This window comes from Streptomyces sediminimaris (assembly GCF_047049295.1).
Classification (GTDB): Bacteria; Actinomycetota; Actinomycetes; order Streptomycetales; family Streptomycetaceae; genus Streptomyces; species Streptomyces sediminimaris.
In genome coordinates, this window is record NZ_JBJWOT010000001.1 from 6,426,278 (window position 1) to 6,446,944 (window position 20,667).

The following is a 20,667-nucleotide window of genomic DNA, read 5'->3' on the forward strand; positions in this document are numbered from 1 at the left end:
CCTCACGGCTGCCTCCTTCGCCGCCGGACCTGATGGCCGCTCACCCCTCGCGCACCCCGGACCCGGGTGCCGGTGACCGCGCCGAGGGTGCGCCCGCCCGCCCGTGCCGAATGCCCCGTTCGGCCGGATAATCACCTATCGGGCCCGGCTGTGCGCGCATGGCAGGCGGGGCCGCCGGGGCGCGTCCGGACGGAGGGCGGGCATGACCATCCCGGCCCCATGTACTAGAGTTATCTCGACATCGAGATATCTGCCCAGGAGCACCGCAGCCGCCAACCCGGTAAGGGTGACCTAAGTTAGCCTTACCTTAGCGGATCGGCCCCGTTGCCGTGGCGGCAGGATCGTGGTGAGTACGCGCACATCAATGAAGGAGACTGTCGTGTCGGCGAACAGCTTCGACGCCCGCAGCACGCTGCAGGTGGGCGACGAGTCGTACGAGATCTTCCGGCTGGACAAGGTGGAAGGCTCGGCCCGCCTTCCGTACAGCCTCAAGGTCCTGCTGGAGAACCTGCTCCGCACCGAGGACGGCGCGAACATCACCGCCGACCACATCCGCGCCCTCGGCGGCTGGGACTCCCAGGCCCAGCCGTCCCAGGAGATCCAGTTCACGCCGGCCCGCGTGATCATGCAGGACTTCACCGGCGTGCCCTGCGTCGTGGACCTCGCCACCATGCGCGAGGCCGTCAAGGAGCTCGGCGGCGACCCGGCGAAGATCAACCCGCTCGCCCCGGCCGAGCTGGTCATCGACCACTCCGTCATCGCCGACAAGTTCGGCACCAGCGACGCCTTCAAGCAGAACGTCGAGCTGGAGTACGGCCGCAACAAGGAGCGCTACCAGTTCCTGCGCTGGGGCCAGACCGCCTTCGACGAGTTCAAGGTCGTCCCGCCCGGCACCGGCATCGTCCACCAGGTCAACATCGAGAAGCTGGCCCGCGTCGTCATGGTCCGTGACGGCAAGGCCTACCCCGACACCCTGGTCGGCACCGACTCGCACACCACGATGGTCAACGGCCTGGGCGTCCTCGGCTGGGGCGTCGGCGGCATCGAGGCCGAGGCCGCGATGCTCGGCCAGCCCGTGTCGATGCTCATCCCGCGCGTCGTCGGCTTCAAGCTGACGGGTGAGCTCAAGCCGGGCACCACCGCCACCGACCTGGTGCTCACCATCACCGAGATGCTCCGCAAGCACGGCGTCGTCGGCAAGTTCGTCGAGTTCTACGGCGAGGGCGTCGCGGCCACGAGCCTCGCCAACCGCGCCACCATCGGCAACATGTCCCCGGAGTTCGGCTCCACCGCCGCGATCTTCCCGATCGACGACGAGACCCTGAACTACATGCGCCTGACCGGCCGCAGCGACCAGCAGGTCGCGCTCGTCGAGGCGTACGCCAAGGAGCAGGGCCTCTGGCTGGACCCGAAGGCCGAGCCCGACTTCTCCGAGAAGCTCGAGCTGGACCTCTCCACGGTCGTCCCGTCCATCGCCGGCCCGAAGCGCCCGCAGGACCGCATCGTCCTCGCGAACGCCGCCGAGCAGTTCAAGCAGGACGTCCGCAACTACGTCAACGACGAGTACGAGGCCAGCAAGGAGTCCTTCCCCGGCTCCGACGCCCCGTCCACGATCCCGAACGGCGCCCCCTCGAACCCGGTCACCGTGACCGCCCCCGACGGCTCCACCTACGAGATCGACCACGGCGCGGTGACGGTCGCGGCCATCACCTCCTGCACCAACACCTCCAACCCCTACGTCATGGTCGCCGCCGCGCTCGTGGCGAAGAAGGCGGTCGAGAAGGGCCTGACCCGCAAGCCGTGGGTCAAGACCACCCTCGCCCCGGGCTCCAAGGTCGTCACCGACTACTTCGACAAGGCGGGCCTGACCCCCTACCTCGACAAGGTCGGCTTCAACCTCGTCGGCTACGGCTGCACCACCTGCATCGGCAACTCCGGCCCGTTGCCGGAGGAGGTCTCCAAGGCCGTCAACGACCACGACCTCGCCGTCACCTCGGTCCTCTCCGGCAACCGGAACTTCGAGGGCCGTATCAACCCCGACGTCAAGATGAACTACCTGGCCTCCCCGCCGCTGGTCGTCGCCTACGCCATCGCGGGCTCCATGAAGGTGGACATCACCCGGGACGCCCTCGGCACCGACACCGACGGCAACCCGGTGTACCTGAAGGACATCTGGCCCTCCGAGGCCGAGGTCAACGACGTCGTGGCGAACGCCATCGGCGAGGACATGTTCAACAAGTCCTACTCCGACGTCTTCGCGGGCGACGCCCAGTGGCAGGCGCTGCCGATCCCGACCGGCAACACCTTCGAGTGGGACGCCGAGTCGACCTACGTCCGCAAGCCCCCGTACTTCGAGGGCATGGGCCCGGACCCGGAGCCGGTCTCCGACATCTCCGGCGCCCGCGTCCTGGCCAAGCTGGGCGACTCGGTGACGACGGACCACATCTCGCCCGCCGGCGCCATCAAGGCCGACACCCCGGCCGGCCAGTACCTCACCGAGCACGGCGTCCAGCGCCGCGACTTCAACAGCTACGGCTCCCGCCGCGGCAACCACGAGGTCATGATCCGCGGCACGTTCGCCAACATCCGCCTGCGCAACCAGATCGCGCCGGGCACCGAGGGCGGCTACACCCGCGACTTCACGAAGGCGGACGCCCCCGTCTCCTTCATCTACGACGCCTCGCGCAACTACATCGAGCAGGGCATCCCGCTGGTCGTCCTGGCCGGCAAGGAGTACGGCTCCGGTTCCTCCCGCGACTGGGCGGCCAAGGGCACCGCGCTCCTGGGCGTCAAGGCCGTCATCGCCGAGTCCTACGAGCGCATCCACCGCTCGAACCTCATCGGCATGGGCGTCCTGCCGCTGCAGTTCCCGGAGGGGCGGACCGCCGAGTCCCTCGGCCTGACCGGCGAGGAGACCTTCTCCTTCGCGGGCGTGGAGGAACTCAACAACGGCACCACGCCGCGCACGGTGAAGGTCACCACCGACACCGGTGTCGAGTTCGACGCGGTCGTCCGCATCGACACCCCCGGAGAGGCCGACTACTACCGCAACGGCGGCATCATGCAGTACGTGCTGCGCTCGCTGATCCGCAAGTAAGCGGCGCCGCAGGGCCGTTGAGGGCCGCGTTCCCGGTCGGCCGGGAACGCGGCCCTCGCCGCGTCCGCGCCGGAACGCCCCGGGTCATCACCCAGCCTCAGGTGGAACACAGCCTTCCCCCAGCCGGCCGGGACAGGATCGAGACATGCCAGGCATCTCCGCGTCACCGGGGCGCTCGACCGGACCGGCAGGGAGGCGGCAGCGGACCGGCCCCCTGCGCGGAAGGCCCCTGCCCGGGCGCTCCCTGCGCGCCCGCCTGCTCCTGTTCACCGGCGCCGTGCTCGTCGTCGTGTGCGCCGCGATGGCACTCAGCAGCGCGTTCGTCCAACGCACCTACCTGATGCGCGACCTGGACGCCCGGGTCTCCGCCGCCGCGGAGCACGGCCTGGAAGGTGCCGGCCGCCGGCCCGACAGCCGGACGGATCTGTCCTTCCTGGCCGGGAACGGCCACCCGCCCGGCCTGCTCGCCGGCCGGCTCGGCGACGACGGCACGGTCCTCTCCGCGGCGGTCGTCGGCCAGGACACCCCGCCGCGGAGCCTGACCACGGCCCAGCGCACGGCCCTGCGGGGCACGGCGGCCGACGGCTCCGCACACACCGTCAGCGTCCCGGACCTCGGCACCTACCGGATCACCGCGCTCGACTCGGACGGGGTCCGTGTCGTCGCCGGGCTCCCGATGGACGGCGTACGGCACATGACCGGCGAACTCGCCGAGGCGGAGGCGGTGGTGGCCACGGCCGGTCTGACGGCCGCGGGCCTGGTCTGCGCGGTGGTGATACGACGTCAGCTGCGCCCCCTGCGCCGGGTCGCCGCCACCGCCGCCGAGGTCTCCCTGGCCCCGCTGGACCGCGACGGGGCCACCGCCCTCACCCGCGTCCCCGTCCGCGACACCGATCCCGGCACCGAGGCCGGACAGGTGGGCGCCGCCCTCAACCGGATGATCGACCGGCTCGAGACCTCCCTCGCCGAACGGCGCAGCAGCGAGGAGCGGGCGCGGCGCAGCGAGACACGGATGCGCCGCTTCCTGTCCGACGCGAGCCACGAACTGCGCACCCCGCTCGCCTCGATCGCCGGGTACGCGGAGCTGATGAACCGGGGCACGGCACCCGTCGAGCCGGTACTGGCCTGGCGCCGCGTATCGATCGAGTCGGCCCGCCTGACGGCTCTGGTGGAGGACCTGCTGTCGCTGGCCCGCCTGGAGGAGGGGCGTCCGCTCCAGGCCACGCGGGTCGACCTCGCGGCGGTGGTGGCGGAGGCGGTGCGGCAGGCGAGACCGGCGGCCCCCGGCCACCACTGGCGGCTGGGACTCCCCCTCCACGGGCCCGCCGTCACCCTCGGTGAGGAGACGCACCTCCGCCGGGCAGTGACGAACCTGCTGACCAATGCCTGCACGCACACGCCCGCGGGCACGACGGTGGTGGCCGAGGCGGGGACGACGGCGGAGCACTGCGCGGTCCGCGTCCGCGACGACGGCCCGGGCATCCCACCGGAACTCCTGGCGCGGGTGTTCGAACGCTTCACCCGCGCCGACGCCTCCCGCTCACGCACACCCGGCGGCGCGGGCGGCCCGGGCCTGGGACTCGCCCTCGCGAAGGCGATCGTGGAGGCGCACGGAGGACACATCGACGTGGACAGCGCGCCGGGACGCACGGAGTTCACGATCCTGCTGCCGCGGGCACGGAACACGACGGCGCACGCCCAGGACGCGACGGGAGGCCGGCCCGCGACGGGCCCGTCGAGGCCGAGCGCGATCGGACACGGCACCTCGGTGACGAGTCCGCCGTGACGGACCGGGTGCAGGCGGCCGGGCCGCAGGAACGGGTGTCCGGGCTGAGCGGCCCTGAGGGTACGGCGGTATGAGTGTCCGGGCTGGGCCGCCGCCCGGGTGAGGCGGAACGGGTGTCCGGGCTGGGCCGCCGCCCGGGTGAGGCGGAACGGGTGTCCGGGCTGGGCCGCCGCCCGGGTGAGGCGGAACGGGTGTCCGGGCTGAGCTGCCCTGGGGGTACGGGGGAACGGGTGTCCGAGCTGGGCCGCCGCCCGGGTGAGGCGGAACGGGTGTCCGCGCTGATCCGCCGACCGGTACGGCGGAATGAGTGTCCGCGCTGAGCCGCGCCGCGGTACGGCGGTCTCTCCGCGTTCAGGCGGCACTCCCGGGCGGCCGGTTTCCCGTCCTGAACCACGCGGCCGGTTCCCCCTCCTGAACCGCGCGGCCGGATTCCTGTCCCGAACCGCGCGGCCGGTGCGCCCGCCGTTTACAACCGGCCCGCGCGGCGCTACCTTCCACCCACGAGCGGGGTGGGAGCGCTCCCATATATCCGGGGCGGCGGACCGGAACCCGCCGCCCCCGAGATCGCGCCCGCCCCGCTCTCCTGGCACACCGCCCCGCAGCCGTACTCCAAGGAGCGAGATGTCATGATCCTGACAACAACGCCTGTGCGGCGCTCCCCGCGCCGGCCAGGCACCCGCGCCCTCTTCCTCGCCCTCGTCTGCCTCCTCGCCACCCTCCCGGCCTTCGCGCTCGTCGTCAGCGTGGGCGGCAGGGCGGAAGCGCACGGCACACCCATGAAACCCGGCAGCCGTACCTTCCTGTGCTGGCAGGACGCACTCACCGACACCGGGGAGATCAAGCCCGTCAACCCGGCCTGCAAGGCGGCGCAGCAGGTCGGCGGTACCACGCCCTTCTACAACTGGTTCTCCGTGCTGCGCTCCGACGGCGCCGGCCGCACCCGCGGCTTCGTGCCGGACGGGGAGCTGTGCAGCGGCGGCAACCCCAGCTTCGCGGGCTTCGACCTCCCCCGCGACGACTGGCCGCTCACCCACCTGACCTCGGGTGCCACCGTCGACTTCTCCTACAACGCCTGGGCGGCGCACCCGGGTTCGTTCTACGTCTACATCACCAAGGACGGCTTCGACCCGACCAAGACGCTCACCTGGGACGACATGGAGGACACCCCCTTCCTCACGGTCGACCACCCGCCGCTCAACGGCACCCCGGGCACGGTCGAGGCCAACTACTCCTGGAGCGGCAAGCTGCCGGAGAACAAGACGGGGCGTCACATCATCTACATGGTCTGGCAGCGCTCGGACAGCGCCGAGACCTTCTACTCCTGTTCCGACGTGGTCTTCGACGGCGGCAACGGCGAGGTGACGGGTGTCCACGACCCGGGCGACCCGACCGGTCCGGTGCCGGGCCGGTGCACCGCCACCCGCGAGACCACCGGCAGCTGGAGTGGCGGCTACCAGTCCCGGGTGACCGTCACCAACACCGGTGACGTCCCGATGCTGGGCTGGATGGTCGGCTGGTCGCTGCCGGACGGCCAGCGGGTCGACAGCCTCTGGAACGGCGACGCGACCTACACCGGCCAGGACGTGATGGTCCACAACGCCGACTGGAACGGTTCGCTGGCTCCGGGGGAGAGCACGACCTTCGGATACGTGGTCAAGGGCGACGGCGGTGACACGGCGACCGGCCCGGACTGCCGGGTCGGCTAGACACGCGTGCCGCACCCGGCGCGCGGACTGCTCAGGGCGGACCCGGTGGGGTGTGTCGGGCCACCGGGTCCGCGAGCCGGGCAGGCCGGGGGATTCACCTGTTCCGGATGGAGCTGGCTTGTGGCGACGCTGCGGTGCGACAACGTTGTCTGATGGTCCGCGGACAACTTTACCCCGTCAACGGACAACGATGTCAAGCCAGTTGGATCACCCGGTCGATGCGGGCGGCGTCCCGCGCGCCCCCGCGCGTCCGCACGCACTCTTCCGTGGTGAGCGCGGCGCGGGTTACTGTCCCTGCGGCTTGTGCGACCTGTGGTGCGCGACCCGTCCCAAGGAGGAGGGGCCGCTCCATGCGTTTCCGTCCCACGTCAATGCTGCTGGCCGCGGTGCTCGCGGTCGGCGGAGCCACTCCCGCCCTCGCGGCGGCGACCGCACCGCCGGACCTGGTCAAGGACCCGGCCGCGTACGTCGATCCGCTCATCGGCACCCGGAACGGCGGCAACGTCTTCCCGGGCGCCGTGACGCCGTTCGGCATGCTCTCCTGGAGCCCGGAGAACACCAGAGGCGACGCGACCAGAACCGCCGCGCCCGGTGGTTACCAGTACGACGCCACCCGCGTCCGCGGCTTCAGCCTCACCCACATGTCGGGCACCGGCTGCGCGGGCGGCAGCGGTGACATCCCGTTCTTCCCGTACGCCGGGGAGGTGACCTCCTCGCCCGCGAGCGACACCGAGGACGCCGTGTACGCGTCCGACTTCAGCCATTCCGACGAGACCGCGGAGCCGGGCCACTACAAGGTGGGGCTCGCGTCCGGAGTCACCGCCGACCTCACGGCGACGGCCCGTACGGGCTCCGGCCGCTTCACCTTCCCCTCCGGCAAGCCCGCCTCCCTGCTCATCCGCACCGCCAACTCCGAGGTGGGCTCCACCGATTCCTCGGTCCGCATCGACCCGGCGACCCGCACGGTGTCCGGCTCCGTGACCTCCGGGAACTTCTGCGGCTACCTGGACCCCGAGGGCCGGCGCCCCTACTACACGCTCTACTTCACCGCCCGCTTCGACCGCGCCTTCAAGGCGACCGGCACCTGGCAGGACGACAGGCTCAGCCCGGGCTCGACCTCGGCGAGCGGCGGCACGGGAGGCTTCTCGCACGGCGGGCGGCCCGTCGCGGGCAAGGGCGCCGGCGGCTACGTCGAGTTCGCGCCCGGCTCCGGTCCCGTGAACGTCAAGGTCGGCATCTCCTACGTCAGCCAGGCCGGCGCCGCCGCCAACCTCGCGGCCGAGAACCCGCCGCACCGCTCCTTCGACGCGGTGCGGGACGCCGCCCGCCGCGCCTGGCGCGCACGCCTCGGCGCGATCCGGGTCGGCGGCGGTACCGACGCCGAGCGCACCACCTTCTACACCGCGCTGTACCACGCGATGATGCACCCGAACGTCATCAGCGACGTCGACCGCAGGTACCGCGGCAGCGACGGCGAGGTGCACCGGGTCGCGCGCGGACACGGGGCCCAGTACGGCACCTTCTCCGGCTGGGACGTCTACCGCGACCAGGTGCAGCTGCTGACGCTCCTCAGCCCGCGCACGGGCTCCGACGTGGCGCAGTCGCTGTACGAGCTTGCCCGGCAGAACGGCGGCGTCTGGGACCGCTGGCTGCACGGCGCGAGCGGCACGCACGTCATGAACGGAGACCCCTCGCCCACCGCCCTGGCCGGCATCCGCGCGTTCGGCGGCACCCGCTTCGACCTGCGCGGAGCGCTGGACTCCCTGGTCAGGGCGGCCACGGTCCCCACCGAGGGCGACCTGTCGTCCGCCGGGAAGCCGGTGCTCTCGGTCGGCCAGCGGCCCTCCCTCGACAAGTACCTGAAACTCCACTACATGCCGTCCGTGTCGAACGCCTGGGGCGGCGCGGCCGAGACCCTGGAGATGTCCGGTGCGGACTTCTCCCTGTCCCAACTCGCCACCGCCGCCGGGGAGAAGGACACGGCCACGGCCTTCGCCAAGCGCTCCCAGTGGTGGCAGAACAACTTCAACCTCGCCGCCGACCCCACCGGCGGCTACATCGCCAACCGCAAGGCCGACGGCAGCTGGGTCACCGGCTTCACCCCGGCCACGGGCAACGGCTTCGTCGAGGGCACCGCCGCCCAGTACACCTGGATGGTGCAGCACAACCCGGCCGGTCTGTTCGCCGCGATGGGCGGCAGGGACAAGGCGCTGGCCAGGCTCGACGCCTTCTTCCACGACAGTGACGGCAACTGGGCCCTCACCGGCAGCGGCGGCGACAAGTCCGAGCTGGACAACGAACCGTCGATCAACGTGCCCTATCTGTACGACTACGCGGGCGCCCCGTACAAGACGCAGGAGACCGTCCGGGCGGCGATGCGGCAGCTGTGGTCGGCCCGGCCGGAGGGCATCCCCGGCAACGACGACCTCGGCGCGATGTCGTCCTGGTACGTCTTCTCCGCGCTCGGCATGTACCCCCAGGTGCCCTCGCGCGCCGAACTCGTCCTCGCCTCACCGCTGTTCCCGCGCATCGAGATCGACCGGCCGCGCGGAGGCGACATCTCCATCCGGGCGGAGGGCGCCGCCGCGGACGCCCCGTACATCCACTCCCTGAAGGTCGGCGGCCGCACCAGCGAGCGCCCCTGGCTGCCGTCCTCGCTCGTGCGCCACGGCGGCCGGCTCGACTACACGCTCTCCTCGACGCCCGACCAGCAGTGGGGCAGCGACCCGTCCGACGCGCCGCCCTCCTTCCGCGCGGGGGAGCAGCCGTACCAGATCGGCGTCGGTCCGACCACGGCGACGATCGCGCCGGGCGAGAGCACGAAGGTCGGCATCCGCGCCCTGTCGATGAGCGGCGGCAGCGGGCCCGAGGTCCGGTTCAAGGTCGAGGTGCCCGACGGGGTCACCGCGACCCCGGCCGAGGGAACCGTCTCCGGCGGCTCACAGGAGATCACCCTCTCGGCCGCCGGGGACGCCGCGCAGGGCTTCTACGACGCCAAGGTCACGGTGACCTCGGGTGACACCTCCTACCAGCAGCCCGTGGCCCTGACGGTGGCCGCCCCCGGCACGCTCCTCGCCGCCTACGACAACACCGGTGTCTCGGACGACGAGGGCGACCACGCCGAGGCCGACTACGACGGCGGCGGCTGGAGCTACTCCCGTCAGGCCCTCGCCGCCGCCGGTCTCACCCCGGGCGGGCAGGGCACCGTCGACGGACTGGCCTTCCGCTGGCCGGACTCGCCGTCCGCCCGCCCGGACAACGTCTCGGCGTCCGGGCAGAGCATCGAACTCGCCGACCCGGCGGCGAAGTTGTCGTTCATCGGCAGCGCGGTCAACGGCAACCAGCAGACCAGGGCCACCGTCACCTACTCCGACGGCGGCACCGACACGATCGACCTCTCCTTCACCGACTGGACCGTCGGCGGAGGCGGCGGGAGTGTGCAGTACGGCAACGAGGTCGTCGCGAAGACCGCGTACCGCAACGTCGCGGGCGCGGACAAGGACCCGGTGGCCACGTACGTCTTCGCCACCAAGCCGTTCGTGGCGCCCGAGGGGAGGACCATCGCGAAGGTGACCTTGCCGCAGAACACGGACCTGCACGTGTGCACGCTCGCGACCGGCTGACGTCGCCGAAGCCGCGGAGGAACGGCAAGGGGGCCGCGTCGTGCGACGCGGCCCCCGAGCCGTCCGGAGATCCTGGCCGGCCCGCCCGCTCACGCGAGCAGTTCGACCTCCGCGATCACCGCCTCGCCGTCGAACACCAGACGGTACTTGCCGTACGTGCCCGGGGAGCTCACCGTGAACGCGCGGGTCTGCCGGTCCCACCGGAAGGATTCCCCGGACCGTTTGTCCAGCGTCTTCCAGGTGCTCCCGTCGTCGGAACCCTGCAGCGTCCAGCCGGTCGGCGCCTTGGTGTGGTCGCCGGAGGAGGTCACCGTGTACTGCAGGCCCTTGACCGGACCGGAGACCGGCAGATCCACGGAGGTCACGGTCGCGTCGGTCGACGAGGTGTTGTCGAACAGCGCCCCGTCGCCCTTCAGTACGTCCGCGCGCGGCGTCGGCACCTTGTCGTCCTGGGTGATCGACACGGGCGCCGCGTCCTTGCCGGTGCCCCAGGAGGAGGGCTTCGGCCCCATGCGGAAGTCGAGCACCCCGCCCCGGCGGAGCAGGCTGTCGGGCAGCGAGGTCTTCGACCAGGTGCGGCCGTCGACCCGCAGCCCCTGCACGTAGACGTTCTTCGCGCTGTTCCTCGGCGCCCGCACGACCAGGTCGTGGCCGTTCTCCAGGTGGACGGTCGCCTTCTTGAACAGCGGGGAGCCGATGGCGTACTCGCCGCTGCCCATCACCAGCGGGTAGAAGCCGAGCGCGGAGAAGAGGTACCAGGCCGACTGCTCGCCGTTGTCCTCGTCGCCGTGGTAACCCTGCCCGATCTCGCTGCCGGTGTAGAGGCGGGAGAGCACCTCGCGGACGTTCGCCTGCGCCTTCCAGGGCTCGCCGGCCGCGTCGTACATGTAGATGACGTGGTGGGCGACCTGGTTGGAGTGCCCGTACATGCCCATCCGGACGTCCCGGGCCTCGGTCATCTCGTGGATGACGCCGCCGTAGGAGCCGACGAACTCCGGGGACGCCGTCTCGGGCGTCGCGAAGTACTCGTCGAGCTTGTCGCCGAGGGCCCCCCGGCCACCGTAGAGGTTGGCGAGACCGCGGCTGTCCTGCGGGGCGGTGAAGGCGTAGCCCCAGCCGTTGGTCTCCGTGTAGTCGTAGCCCCACACGCGCGGGTCGTACGTGGCCGAGTCCACCCGCCAGTTGCCCCGGGCGTCCTTGCCCTGGAAGAAGCCGGCCTTGGAGTCGAACAGCTTCACGTAGTCCTGGGCGCGGTTGAGGAAGTACTGCGACTCCTCCTTGTAGCGCCTCTCGTGCGTCTTCTTGTAGAGGGCCGCGCCCATCCTGGCGATGCCGTAGTCGTTGACGTAGCCCTCCATCGCCCACGAGAAGCCCTCGTGGGTGGCGGTGGTCGTGTAGCCGAGGAAGGGCGAGGTGTCCATGCCCTTGCGGCCCACGCCGGAGGACGGCGGGACGACCGTCGCGTTCTTCACGGCCGCGTCGTACGCCGCCTTCGCGTCGAACTTCACGCCCTTGACGTAGGCGTCGGCGAAGGCCACGTCCGAGGAGGTGCCGGTCATCAGGTCGGCGTAGCCGGGGGAGGACCAGCGCGAGGTCCAGCCGCCGTCCTTGTACTGCTGCACGAATCCGTCGACCATCTCACCCGCCTTGGAGGGGGTGAGGAGGGAGTACGCCGGCCAGGTGGTCCGGTAGGTGTCCCAGAATCCGTTGTTGACGTACACCTTGCCGTCGACGATCTTCGCGCCGGTGTGCGTCGGGGTGTCCTGGGACTGCATCGGCGAGAACGGCGAGGCGTACTGGTACGTCGAACCCACCTTCTCGAAGCCCGAGTTGGGGTAGAGGTACAGCCGGTACATGCTGGAGTACAGCGTGGTCAGCTGGTCCGGGGTCGCGCCCTCGACCTCGACCTTGCCGAGCAGCTTGTCCCAGACGTGCCGGGCGTGCGCCTTGACCGCGCCGAACGACATGCCCGCCGGGATCTCCTGGCGCAGGTTGTCCTTGGCCTGGTCGACGCTGATGAGCGAGGTGGCCAGGCGCAGCGTGACCGTGTGGTCGCGTCCCGCGTCGAAGCGCATGAAGCCCTTGACCCCGCTCGCGGAGCTGTCCGTGACGGGCTTGTCGAAGACACCGTAGACGAAGAGGCGGGTGGCGCCCGTCGACAGTCCGGACTTCACGTCCGAGTAGCCGGTGACGATGCCGTGCTCCTGGTCGAGCGTGAGCCCGGCCTGCTCGGTGACGTTGTCGAAGACCACGCTCGCGTCGTCGCCCGGGTAGGTGAAGCGCAGCGACGCGGCGTGGTCGGTCGGCGCCATCTCCGCCTTCAGCCCGTTCTCGAACCGCACCCCGTAGTAGTACGGCCGCGCGGTCTCGTTCTCGTGCCGGAAGGCCAGCTCACGGGCCTCCCGGCCGGTGTCCGGGGTCCCCGGCGCGGCGGACGGCATCAGCTGGAAAGTCTGCCGGTCACCCATCCACGGGCTCGGCTCGTGGCTGGCGCTGAAGGCCTGGATCGTCGGCAGGTTGTCGTCGTTGTTCGCCCGCGCGTAGTCGTACAGCCAGCTCAGCGAGGACGCGTTGGTGACGGGCGTCCAGAAGTTGAAGCCGTGCGGCATGGCAGTCGCGGGGAAGTTGTTGCCGCGCGAGAAGCTGCCGCTGGAGTTGGTGCCGCGGGTGGTCAGCGCGTAGTCGGCCAGATGCGCCTTCGGCCTCTCGGGCCTCGCGCGCTTGAGGACGATGTCGTCCAGCCAGCCGCGGAACTTCGCCGGCCCCTTGGGCGAGTCGTACGCCACCAGGATCCGGTCGACGGTCTTGCCGGCCGCGACCGAGCCGATCCGGGAGACCACGTTGTTCCACTGGTTGACGTAGAGGATCTTGGCCGCGCCCTGCGCCCGCGGCGACAGCCCGAAGCCGTGCTGGTCCATCGCGCCCAGGTCGCTGAGGTAGGTGCCGTCGGTGAAGGCGAGGTCGACGGAGACGTTCGTGGCGTCGTAGTCGCGGATCTTGTCCGCCATCTGCGGGAAGATCCGGTACGACAGCTCGGTGTCGCGGCCGACGGCCACGTTCACGTCGAAGACCTTGTTGTACGAGTACGCCCGGCCGTCGGCGGTGTGCCGTCCGGCGTAACGCAGGGCCCTCTTTCCGGTGAAACCGGCGGCCGCCTTCGCGGTCGGGGAGCCGCTCGGGCCGTGGTCGACGAGCGAGAGCATGTCCTGCGGGACCGGGCCGCCGCTGTCGCCGGTGGACAGCTGCAGGTCGGCGAGCTGCAGGATGTCGGAGGCGCCGTTGTTCTTCGTGACGTCGAGCCGGAAGTGCTGGTACTCGGCCGGCTCGGCCAGGTCGTAGGACTTCGTCTGGAACCGCTCGGAGAAGGTCTGTCCGGAGCGGGAGTCGAGGGTCTTCCAGTCCTTGCCGTCGGTGGAGCCCTGCAGGGTCCAGTCCTTCGGGTCGCGCTCGGCGAAGTCGTTGGCCGAGGTGAGCGCGTAATTGGTGATCCTGAACGGCTTGTCGAGGTCGAACTCGACCCAGCCGGTCGGGTCGAAGGTCAGCCACTTGGTGCCGGACTCGCCGTCGACGAGGTTCTCCTTCACCTCCCCGCCGCCGGTGTTCTCACCGCTCGCCCGGACGTCGGTGACATGGTCGTTGACGTTTCCGGGAATGCCGCTGCTGTACCCGCCGTCCACCCCGGAGGCCCGCTTGCTCCCGTCCGCGCCGGTGTCGACCGTGTTCAGCCAGTCCGGCGCCGGATCGCCCGCCTCGAACGAGGAGGCGAATTCCCGGTCGGCGGCCGGCGCCTTCGCGGGCAGCGCGGTCGCCGCGCCCTGCGTGCCCACCGCCAAAGCAAAGGCGGCCGTCAGCACGACCGCCGGTCCCCATCTGTGCCGAGTTCTGTGCCCCATTCGCCAGCACCCTCCCTGGGCTGTGGACAACGTTGTCAACTGAGCCACGCAGAGACCAGTAGTGGGTCAAGTGGTCAGTGATGTCAAGGGTGTTGCCTGTGGCATTCGAGGTTTATGTCGTGGATTTTTCCGGCAAGGCGGCCACAGGGGGCTCATATTTCCGCGAGGTCTCAACTCGGATAAGACCATCGGCCAACTTTGCATTCGATCTTGCTCCGCTGGCGGGAAGTGGACTATACCTGTCGGCGATTCACCCGATCCGTACTGCACGACCCGCACTTCCTGCACGACCCTGCTTGACCTGACCGCGGTGCCGGGAAGGATCCGGTTCACCGCCTGAGTCCTGGAGAAGGCGAGGACTTGAGCATGGGATCCACTTCCGCCGAGAACAACGGCGCTGCGACCACCGGCACGACCGGCGTGGGCCGCCGCGATCTGATCAAGCGGTCCGCCGCGCTCGGCCTGATCTCCGTACCCACGATGAGCTTCCTGTCGGCCTGTGCGAGCGGTGGCGGCAGCGACAGCGGCGACAAGGCGAAGGCGGGCAAGAAGACCGCCAAGAACCCGCTCGGCGTGAACGAGACGGCGGGGATGGAGTTCGTCCTCTTCGACGGCGGCTTCGGCAAGGAGTACGCCCAGGACGCCGTCAAGATCTACGAGAAGAACTTCCCCAAGGTGAAGGTGAAGTTCTCCGCCACCCAGAAGATCCAGTCCACGCTCCAGCCCCGCTTCAACCAGGGCAACCCGCCGGACCTGATCGACAACTCCGGCGCCGAGCAGATGGACATGGGTGTCCTGGTCGGCAAGAACCAGCTCGCCGACCTCACCCCGCTGCTGGACGCGGCGTCGTACGACGATCCGAACAAGAAGGTCCGCGACACGCTGCGCCCCGGCATCGTCGAGATGGGCCAGTTCGACGGCAAGCCCGTGTGGATCATGTACTACGCCTACACGGTCTACGGCGTCTGGTACTCGCAGAAGGCTCTGGACTCGCTCGACGCGGAGTACCCGAAGACCTGGGACGAGATGCTCGCGGTGTGCGAGAAGGCCAAGAAGAAGGGCATGGCCGGCTGGACGTACGCGGGCAAGTACCCGTACTACATCCCCTTCTCGCTCTACCCGATGATCGGCAAGGTCGGCGGCCGCGAGGTTCTGGACGCCATCGACAACCTCGAGCCGAACGCCTGGAAGCACCCGGCCGTCAAGGCCTGCTTCGAGGCCTACTACGAGCTGTACAAGAAGGGCTACATCCTCAAGGGCACGCCCGGCCTGGACCACATCCAGTCGCAGACCGCGTGGGCCAAGGGCAAGGCGCTGTTCATCCCGAACGGCTCCTGGGTCGAGAACGAGTCGGCGAACGTCATCCCGTCCGACTTCAACCTCGCCGTCTCCGCGCCGTCCGGCATCGACAGCTCCGACAAGCTGCCGTTCGGCACCATCTGGGCCTCCGGCGGTGAGCCCTTCATCGTCCCGGCCAAGGCGAAGAACCCTCTGGGCGGCATGGAGCAGCTGCGCATCATGCTCAGCGAGGCGTCCTCGAAGAACTTCACCAGCAAGGTGAAGTCGCTGACCGCGTACAACGGCGGCACCACCGGCATCACCCTGACACCCGGCCTGAAGTCCGGCGTCGCGGCGCTCGACCTGGCCAAGGACAACGTCCTGAACCCGCGGATCCAGGACTGGTACGTACAGCTGGAGAAGGAGCAGATCGGTGTGGCGGGCCTCGGCGAGATGATGGCCGGCCGGGCCACTCCCGCCGAGACCATCAAGAAGATCCAGGGCTTCGCCGACGCGGCCGCCAAGGACAGCTCGATCAAGCACTACAAGCACCAGTGACAGCCCGTCACCAGGGTCTGTCCGGCATGATCCGCCGGACAGACCCTTGGCGGCAGCACCCGCCCAGAGAACGGGGTAGGTAGTAATGCAGCACGGCAAGTACCGGTTCATCGTGGGGTTCCTGGCGGTTCCCCTCGGGCTGTACGCGCTTTTCGTCGTCTGGCCTTTCATCCAGTCCATCTACTACTCGTTCACGGACTGGACGGGCCTGAGCCCCGAATTCAAGATGGTGGGCTTCGACAACTACCGAAGAATGTTCCACGACGACATCTTCTGGAAGTCGCTGTGGCACAGCCTGCTGTTCGCTCTGGTGCTGCCGCTGGTGACGATCAGTCTGGCGCTGTTCTTCGCCTTCATGATCAATGTGGGCGGACGCAGAAGGCGGGGCGGGCCGGTGATCTCCGGCGTCCGGGGTTCCTCGTTCTACAAGATCGTCTATTTCTTCCCGCAGGTGCTCTCGATCGCGATCGTCGCCCTGCTGTTCGCTTTCGCGTACAACCCGGACAGCGGCGCGATCAACGCGCTGCTGCGGGGGATCGGGCTCGACAGCATCCAGCCGCTGTGGCTGGGGGACCCGAACCTGGCCCTGTGGTGTGTGATGGCGGTGCTCGTCTGGTCCACGGTCGGATTCTTCGTGGTCCTCTTCTCCGCCGGGATGGCCTCCATCCCGGCGGACCTGTACGAGGCGGCGCTGCTGGACGGCGCGAACCGCATCTCCACGTTCTTCCGGATCACCCTGCCGCTGCTGTGGGACACCGTGCAGTCCGGCTGGGTGTACATGGGCATTCTCGCCCTCGGTGCCGAGTCGTTCGCGGTCGTACAGATCATGACGACCGGACCCGGCGGTCCCGACTACTCGACCACCGTCATGGTTCTGTACGTGTACCAGAAGGCGTTCCGTGACGGACAGGCCGCCTACGCGACCACCATCGGCGTCGCCCTGCTCGTCGTCACGCTGGCCTTCGCGGCGATCGTGATGCGTTTTGGCCGGCGCGAGCGGCTGGAGTACTGATCAGATGAAGACGACCGAGACCCCCGCCCCCGTGCCGGCCGAGTCCGGCACCACCGTCAGCAAGACCGACGTCCCGACCGCCCGGCGGTACAAGCCGAAGAAGGAGGGTGGCGTCCTCAACGTCTTCTCCCACGGCTTCCTGATCCTCTGGGCGTTCATGGTCGTCATGCCGCTGCTGTGGGCCGTGATGACGTCCTTCAAGGACGACAGCTCCATCTTCTCCTCGCCCTGGGCGCTGCCGGACAAGCTGCACTTCGACAACTGGGCGCGGGCCTGGACCGACGCCAACATGAGCGACTACTTCCTCAACACCATCCTGGTGGTGGGCGGTTCGCTCATCGGCACCCTGGTGCTCGGCTCGATGGCGGCGTACGTGCTGGCCCGGTTCGACTTCCCGGGCAACCGCTTCATCTACTTCCTCTTCATCGGCGGCATGAGCTTCCCGATCATGCTGGCGCTGGTCCCGTTGTTCTACGTGGTGAACAACATGGGCCTGCTGAACACCATCCACGGGCTGATCCTGGTCTACATCGCCTACTCGCTGCCGTTCACGGTGTTCTTCCTGCACGCGTTCTTCCGGACCCTGCCGACCTCGGTCGCGGAGGCGGCCTTCGTCGACGGGGCCTCGCACAGCCGGACGTTCTTCCAGATCATGCTGCCGATGGCGAAACCCGGCCTGATCAGCGTGGGGATCTTCAACTTCCTCGGGCAGTGGAACCAGTACATGCTGCCGACGGTGCTCAACACCGACCCGGACAAACGGGTGCTCACCCAGGGCCTGGTGCAGCTCGCGGCCAGCCAGGGGTACAAGGGCGACTGGTCCGGCCTGTTCGCCGGTCTGGTGATGGCCATGCTGCCGGTGCTGGCGGCCTACATCATCTTCCAGCGGCAGGTGGTCCAGGGACTGACCGCGGGGGCGCTGAAGTAGGGGCTCCACGGTTCGCGTGCGCGCCGTCCACGACCTCGGGGGCGGCGCGCCTTCGTGTGTGCAAGAACCCGGATGCGGTTCAACCTCTTGACGGGAGGGGACCCGAACGGCTCAGCTTAGAGTTCACTAGTTGGACATAGTCGGGGCCTCATCGAAGCGGTCCCGCGCGCAGGAGGTCGTCGTGGAGACTCCGGGGTCGCAGTCGTCGCTGCACCGAGCCAACCTGGAGCGGGTCGTACGTGCCGTCCGGCTGGCCGGGTCGCTCACGCAGGCGGAGATCGCGAGGACCACGGGACTGTCGGCGGCGACGGTCTCCAACATCGTCCGCGAGCTCAAGGACGGCGGAACGGTCGAGGTCACACCCACCTCGGCGGGCGGCCGCAGGGCCCGCAGCGTCTCGCTGAGCGGGGACGCCGGCATCGTCATCGGGGTCGACTTCGGGCATACGCATCTGCGCGTCGCGGTCGGCAACCTCGCCCACCAGGTGCTGGCCGAGGAGTCCGAGCCGCTGGATGTGGACGCCTCCTCCGCGCAGGGCTTCGACCGGGCGGAGGAGCTGGTCAACCGGCTGCTCGCGGCGACGGGCGTCGACCCGTCCAAGATCGCCGGAGTGGGCCTCGGCGTACCCGGCCCGATCGACGTGGAGTCCGGCACCCTGGGCTCCACCGCCATCCTGCCCGGATGGACCGGCACCCGGCCCGCCGAGGAGCTGCGGGGGCGGCTCGGCGTGCCGGTGCACGTGGACAACGACGCCAACCTCGGCGCCCTCGGAGAGCTGGTCTGGGGCAGCGGCCGGGGGGTCAGGGACCTGGCGTACATCAAGGTCGCCAGCGGTGTCGGCGCGGGTCTGGTGATCAACGGGAAGATTTACCGCGGTCCCGGTGGCACCGCAGGTGAAATAGGACATATTACACTCGACGAATCCGGCCCGGTCTGTCGCTGCGGGAACCGTGGATGCCTGGAGACCTTCGCCGCGGCGCGCTACGTGCTCCCGTTGCTCCAGCCGAGCCACGGCACCGACCTGACCATGGAAGGCGTCGTCCGGCTGGCCAGGGACGGAGACCCGGGCTGCCGTCGGGTGATCGCCGACGTCGGCCGCCACATCGGCAGTGGAGTCGCCAATCTCTGCAATCTGCTGAACCCGAGCCGGGTGGTCCTCGGCGGTGATCTCGCCGAGGCCGGTGAGCTGGTGCTCGGGCCGATCAGGGAGTCCGTCGGCCGCTATGCCATCCCCAGTGCGGCGCGCCAACTGTCCGTTCTCCCCGGGGCACTTGGGGGCCGTGCGGAGGTGCTCGGAGCGCTCGCTCTCGCGCTCAGCGAGATGGGTGATTCGACCCTTTTGGACGGCACGCTGCCCGCAGCGACCCCTGCCTTCACTTAGAGAACGGATGGCACCGTTGCCATCTCGTTAAGGATTTACTTCTTGACGTCGCACGCGTGGCCGAGTTGACTTCCAGCCACCTCGGCCGCAGTGTCGCGGCCTCGTCAGGGAGGTTTCTGAAGTGAACACGCGTATGCGTCGTGCCGCGTTTGCCGTTGCCGCGGGTGCGATGGCCGTTTCCCTCGCCGCTTGTGGAAGCGCGAAGGAGTCCGGCGGTGGCTCTTCCTCGTCGTCGTCCGCCAAGAAGAAGGGCGACAACATCAAGGTCGGTCTGCTCCTCCCGGAGAACCAGACCGCCCGCTACGAGAAGTTCGACAAGCCCCTGATCGAGAAGAAGATCAAGGAGCTCACGAACAACAAGGCGACGCTGGTCTACGCCAACGCCAAGCAGGACGCCAGCACGCAGAACCAGCAGGTCGACACGATGATCACCAACAAGGTGGACGTCCTCATCGTGGACGCGGTCGACTCCGCCGCGATCAAGAACTCGGTGCAGAAGGCCAAGGACGCCGGCATCCCCGTCGTCGCCTACGACCGTCTCGCGCAGGGCCCCATCGACGCGTACACCTCGTTCGACAACGTGACCGTCGGCAAGACCCAGGGCGAGGCCCTCCTCAAGGCCCTCGGCTCCAAGGCCAAGTCCGGCAAGATCGTCATGATGAACGGGTCCTCCACCGACCCGAACGCCGCCCAGTTCAAGAAGGGCGCCCTCTCGGTCCTCCAGGGCAAGGTGAACATCGGCAAGTCCTACGACACCAAGGACTGGAAGCCGGAGAACGCCAACGCCAACATGGAGGGCGCGATCTCGGCGATCGGTAAGAAGAACCTGATCGGCGTCTACTCCGCCAACGACGGCATGGCCGGCGGTATCATCACCGCCCTCAAGGCCGCCGGCATCTCCAACATCCCGGTCACCGGCCAGGACGCGGAGCTCGCGGGTGTCCAGCGCATCGTCGCCGGCACGCAGTACATGAGCGTCTACAAGCCCTACCCGCAGGAGGCGAACGTCGCGGCCGAGATGGCCGTCGACCTCGCCCAGGGCAAGTCGCTCAGCTCCGTCGCCCCCGACAAGGTCGACAGCCCGACGACCAAGCAGATCCCCTCGAAGCTGGTCCCGGTCCAGTCGCTGACCAAGGACAACATCAAGGACACCGTCATCAAGGACGGCATCTACACGGTCGCCGACATCTGCACCCCGCAGTACAAGGCCGCCTGCGACAAGATCGGTCTGAAGTAAGCAGCGGCACGTCCCTTTCCACGTAGGGGAATTCGCTCTTGAATTCCCCTACGGGACGCCCGCCCCGAAGGCTCCTCCGGCGCCCCGCGCATCAAACAGCCCCGCAAGCTCGTCGCGGGGCGCCGGACGGATCAACCCCCACGGGTTGCTCCCAGCCCACCCGCCCAG

At 69.3% G+C, this 20,667-nt stretch carries 10 protein-coding genes; 9 read left to right on the forward strand and 1 reads right to left on the reverse strand.

The annotated features are described in order from the left end of the window. Positions 1-379 precede the first annotated feature (379 nt). The 4 genes from acnA to ACJ9NR_RS29630 all read left to right on the forward strand — a co-directional run bounded on the left by acnA (position 380) and on the right by ACJ9NR_RS29630 (position 10,212). A complete protein-coding gene (acnA, locus tag ACJ9NR_RS29615) occupies positions 380-3,097 on the forward strand; it encodes an aconitate hydratase AcnA (protein ID WP_412491910.1) in 2,718 nt (905 codons plus the stop codon). Positions 3,098-3,242: 145 nt separating this feature from the next. Then, complete coding sequence (locus ACJ9NR_RS29620) at positions 3,243-4,883, forward strand: sensor histidine kinase (RefSeq protein WP_412491909.1); 1,641 nt, start codon at positions 3,243-3,245, stop codon at positions 4,881-4,883. Between the two features lie 626 nt (positions 4,884-5,509). Continuing rightward, positions 5,510-6,589 (forward strand): lytic polysaccharide monooxygenase auxiliary activity family 9 protein, encoded by a 1,080-nt coding sequence (locus ACJ9NR_RS29625; RefSeq protein WP_412491908.1) that lies wholly within the window; start codon positions 5,510-5,512, stop codon positions 6,587-6,589. Positions 6,590-6,939: 350 nt separating this feature from the next. Continuing rightward, positions 6,940-10,212 carry a GH92 family glycosyl hydrolase gene (locus ACJ9NR_RS29630; RefSeq protein ID WP_412491907.1) on the forward strand — a complete coding sequence of 1,091 codons (3,273 nt, stop codon included), beginning with the start codon at positions 6,940-6,942 and terminating at the stop codon, positions 10,210-10,212. An 89-nt stretch (positions 10,213-10,301) separates the two neighbouring features. On the opposite strand, the gene ACJ9NR_RS29635 is transcribed toward ACJ9NR_RS29630, so the two are convergent. Next, positions 10,302-14,105, reverse strand: coding sequence for a GH92 family glycosyl hydrolase (locus ACJ9NR_RS29635; protein ID WP_412491906.1), 3,804 nt, complete (start codon positions 14,103-14,105; stop codon positions 10,302-10,304). A 366-nt stretch (positions 14,106-14,471) separates the two neighbouring features. On the opposite strand from ACJ9NR_RS29635, the gene ngcE reads away from it, so the two are divergent. The 5 genes from ngcE (at position 14,472) to ACJ9NR_RS29660 (ending at position 20,499) form a co-directional block, all read left to right on the forward strand. Beyond that, positions 14,472-15,941 carry an N-acetylglucosamine/diacetylchitobiose ABC transporter substrate-binding protein gene (ngcE, locus tag ACJ9NR_RS29640; RefSeq protein ID WP_412491905.1) on the forward strand — a complete coding sequence of 490 codons (1,470 nt, stop codon included), beginning with the start codon at positions 14,472-14,474 and terminating at the stop codon, positions 15,939-15,941. Positions 15,942-16,026: 85 nt separating this feature from the next. Then, the gene (locus ACJ9NR_RS29645; RefSeq protein WP_412491904.1) at positions 16,027-16,953 is read left to right on the forward strand and encodes a carbohydrate ABC transporter permease; all 927 of its coding nucleotides are present in this window, start codon (positions 16,027-16,029) and stop codon (positions 16,951-16,953) included. A 4-nt stretch (positions 16,954-16,957) separates the two neighbouring features. Next, complete coding sequence (locus tag ACJ9NR_RS29650) at positions 16,958-17,881, forward strand: carbohydrate ABC transporter permease (RefSeq protein WP_412491903.1); 924 nt, start codon at positions 16,958-16,960, stop codon at positions 17,879-17,881. Positions 17,882-18,062: 181 nt separating this feature from the next. Then, complete coding sequence (locus tag ACJ9NR_RS29655) at positions 18,063-19,262, forward strand: ROK family transcriptional regulator (RefSeq protein WP_412491902.1); 1,200 nt, start codon at positions 18,063-18,065, stop codon at positions 19,260-19,262. A gap of 133 nt (positions 19,263-19,395) precedes the next feature. Continuing rightward, positions 19,396-20,499, forward strand: coding sequence for a sugar ABC transporter substrate-binding protein (locus ACJ9NR_RS29660; RefSeq protein WP_412492386.1), 1,104 nt, complete (start codon positions 19,396-19,398; stop codon positions 20,497-20,499). Positions 20,500-20,667: the final 168 nt, after the last annotated feature.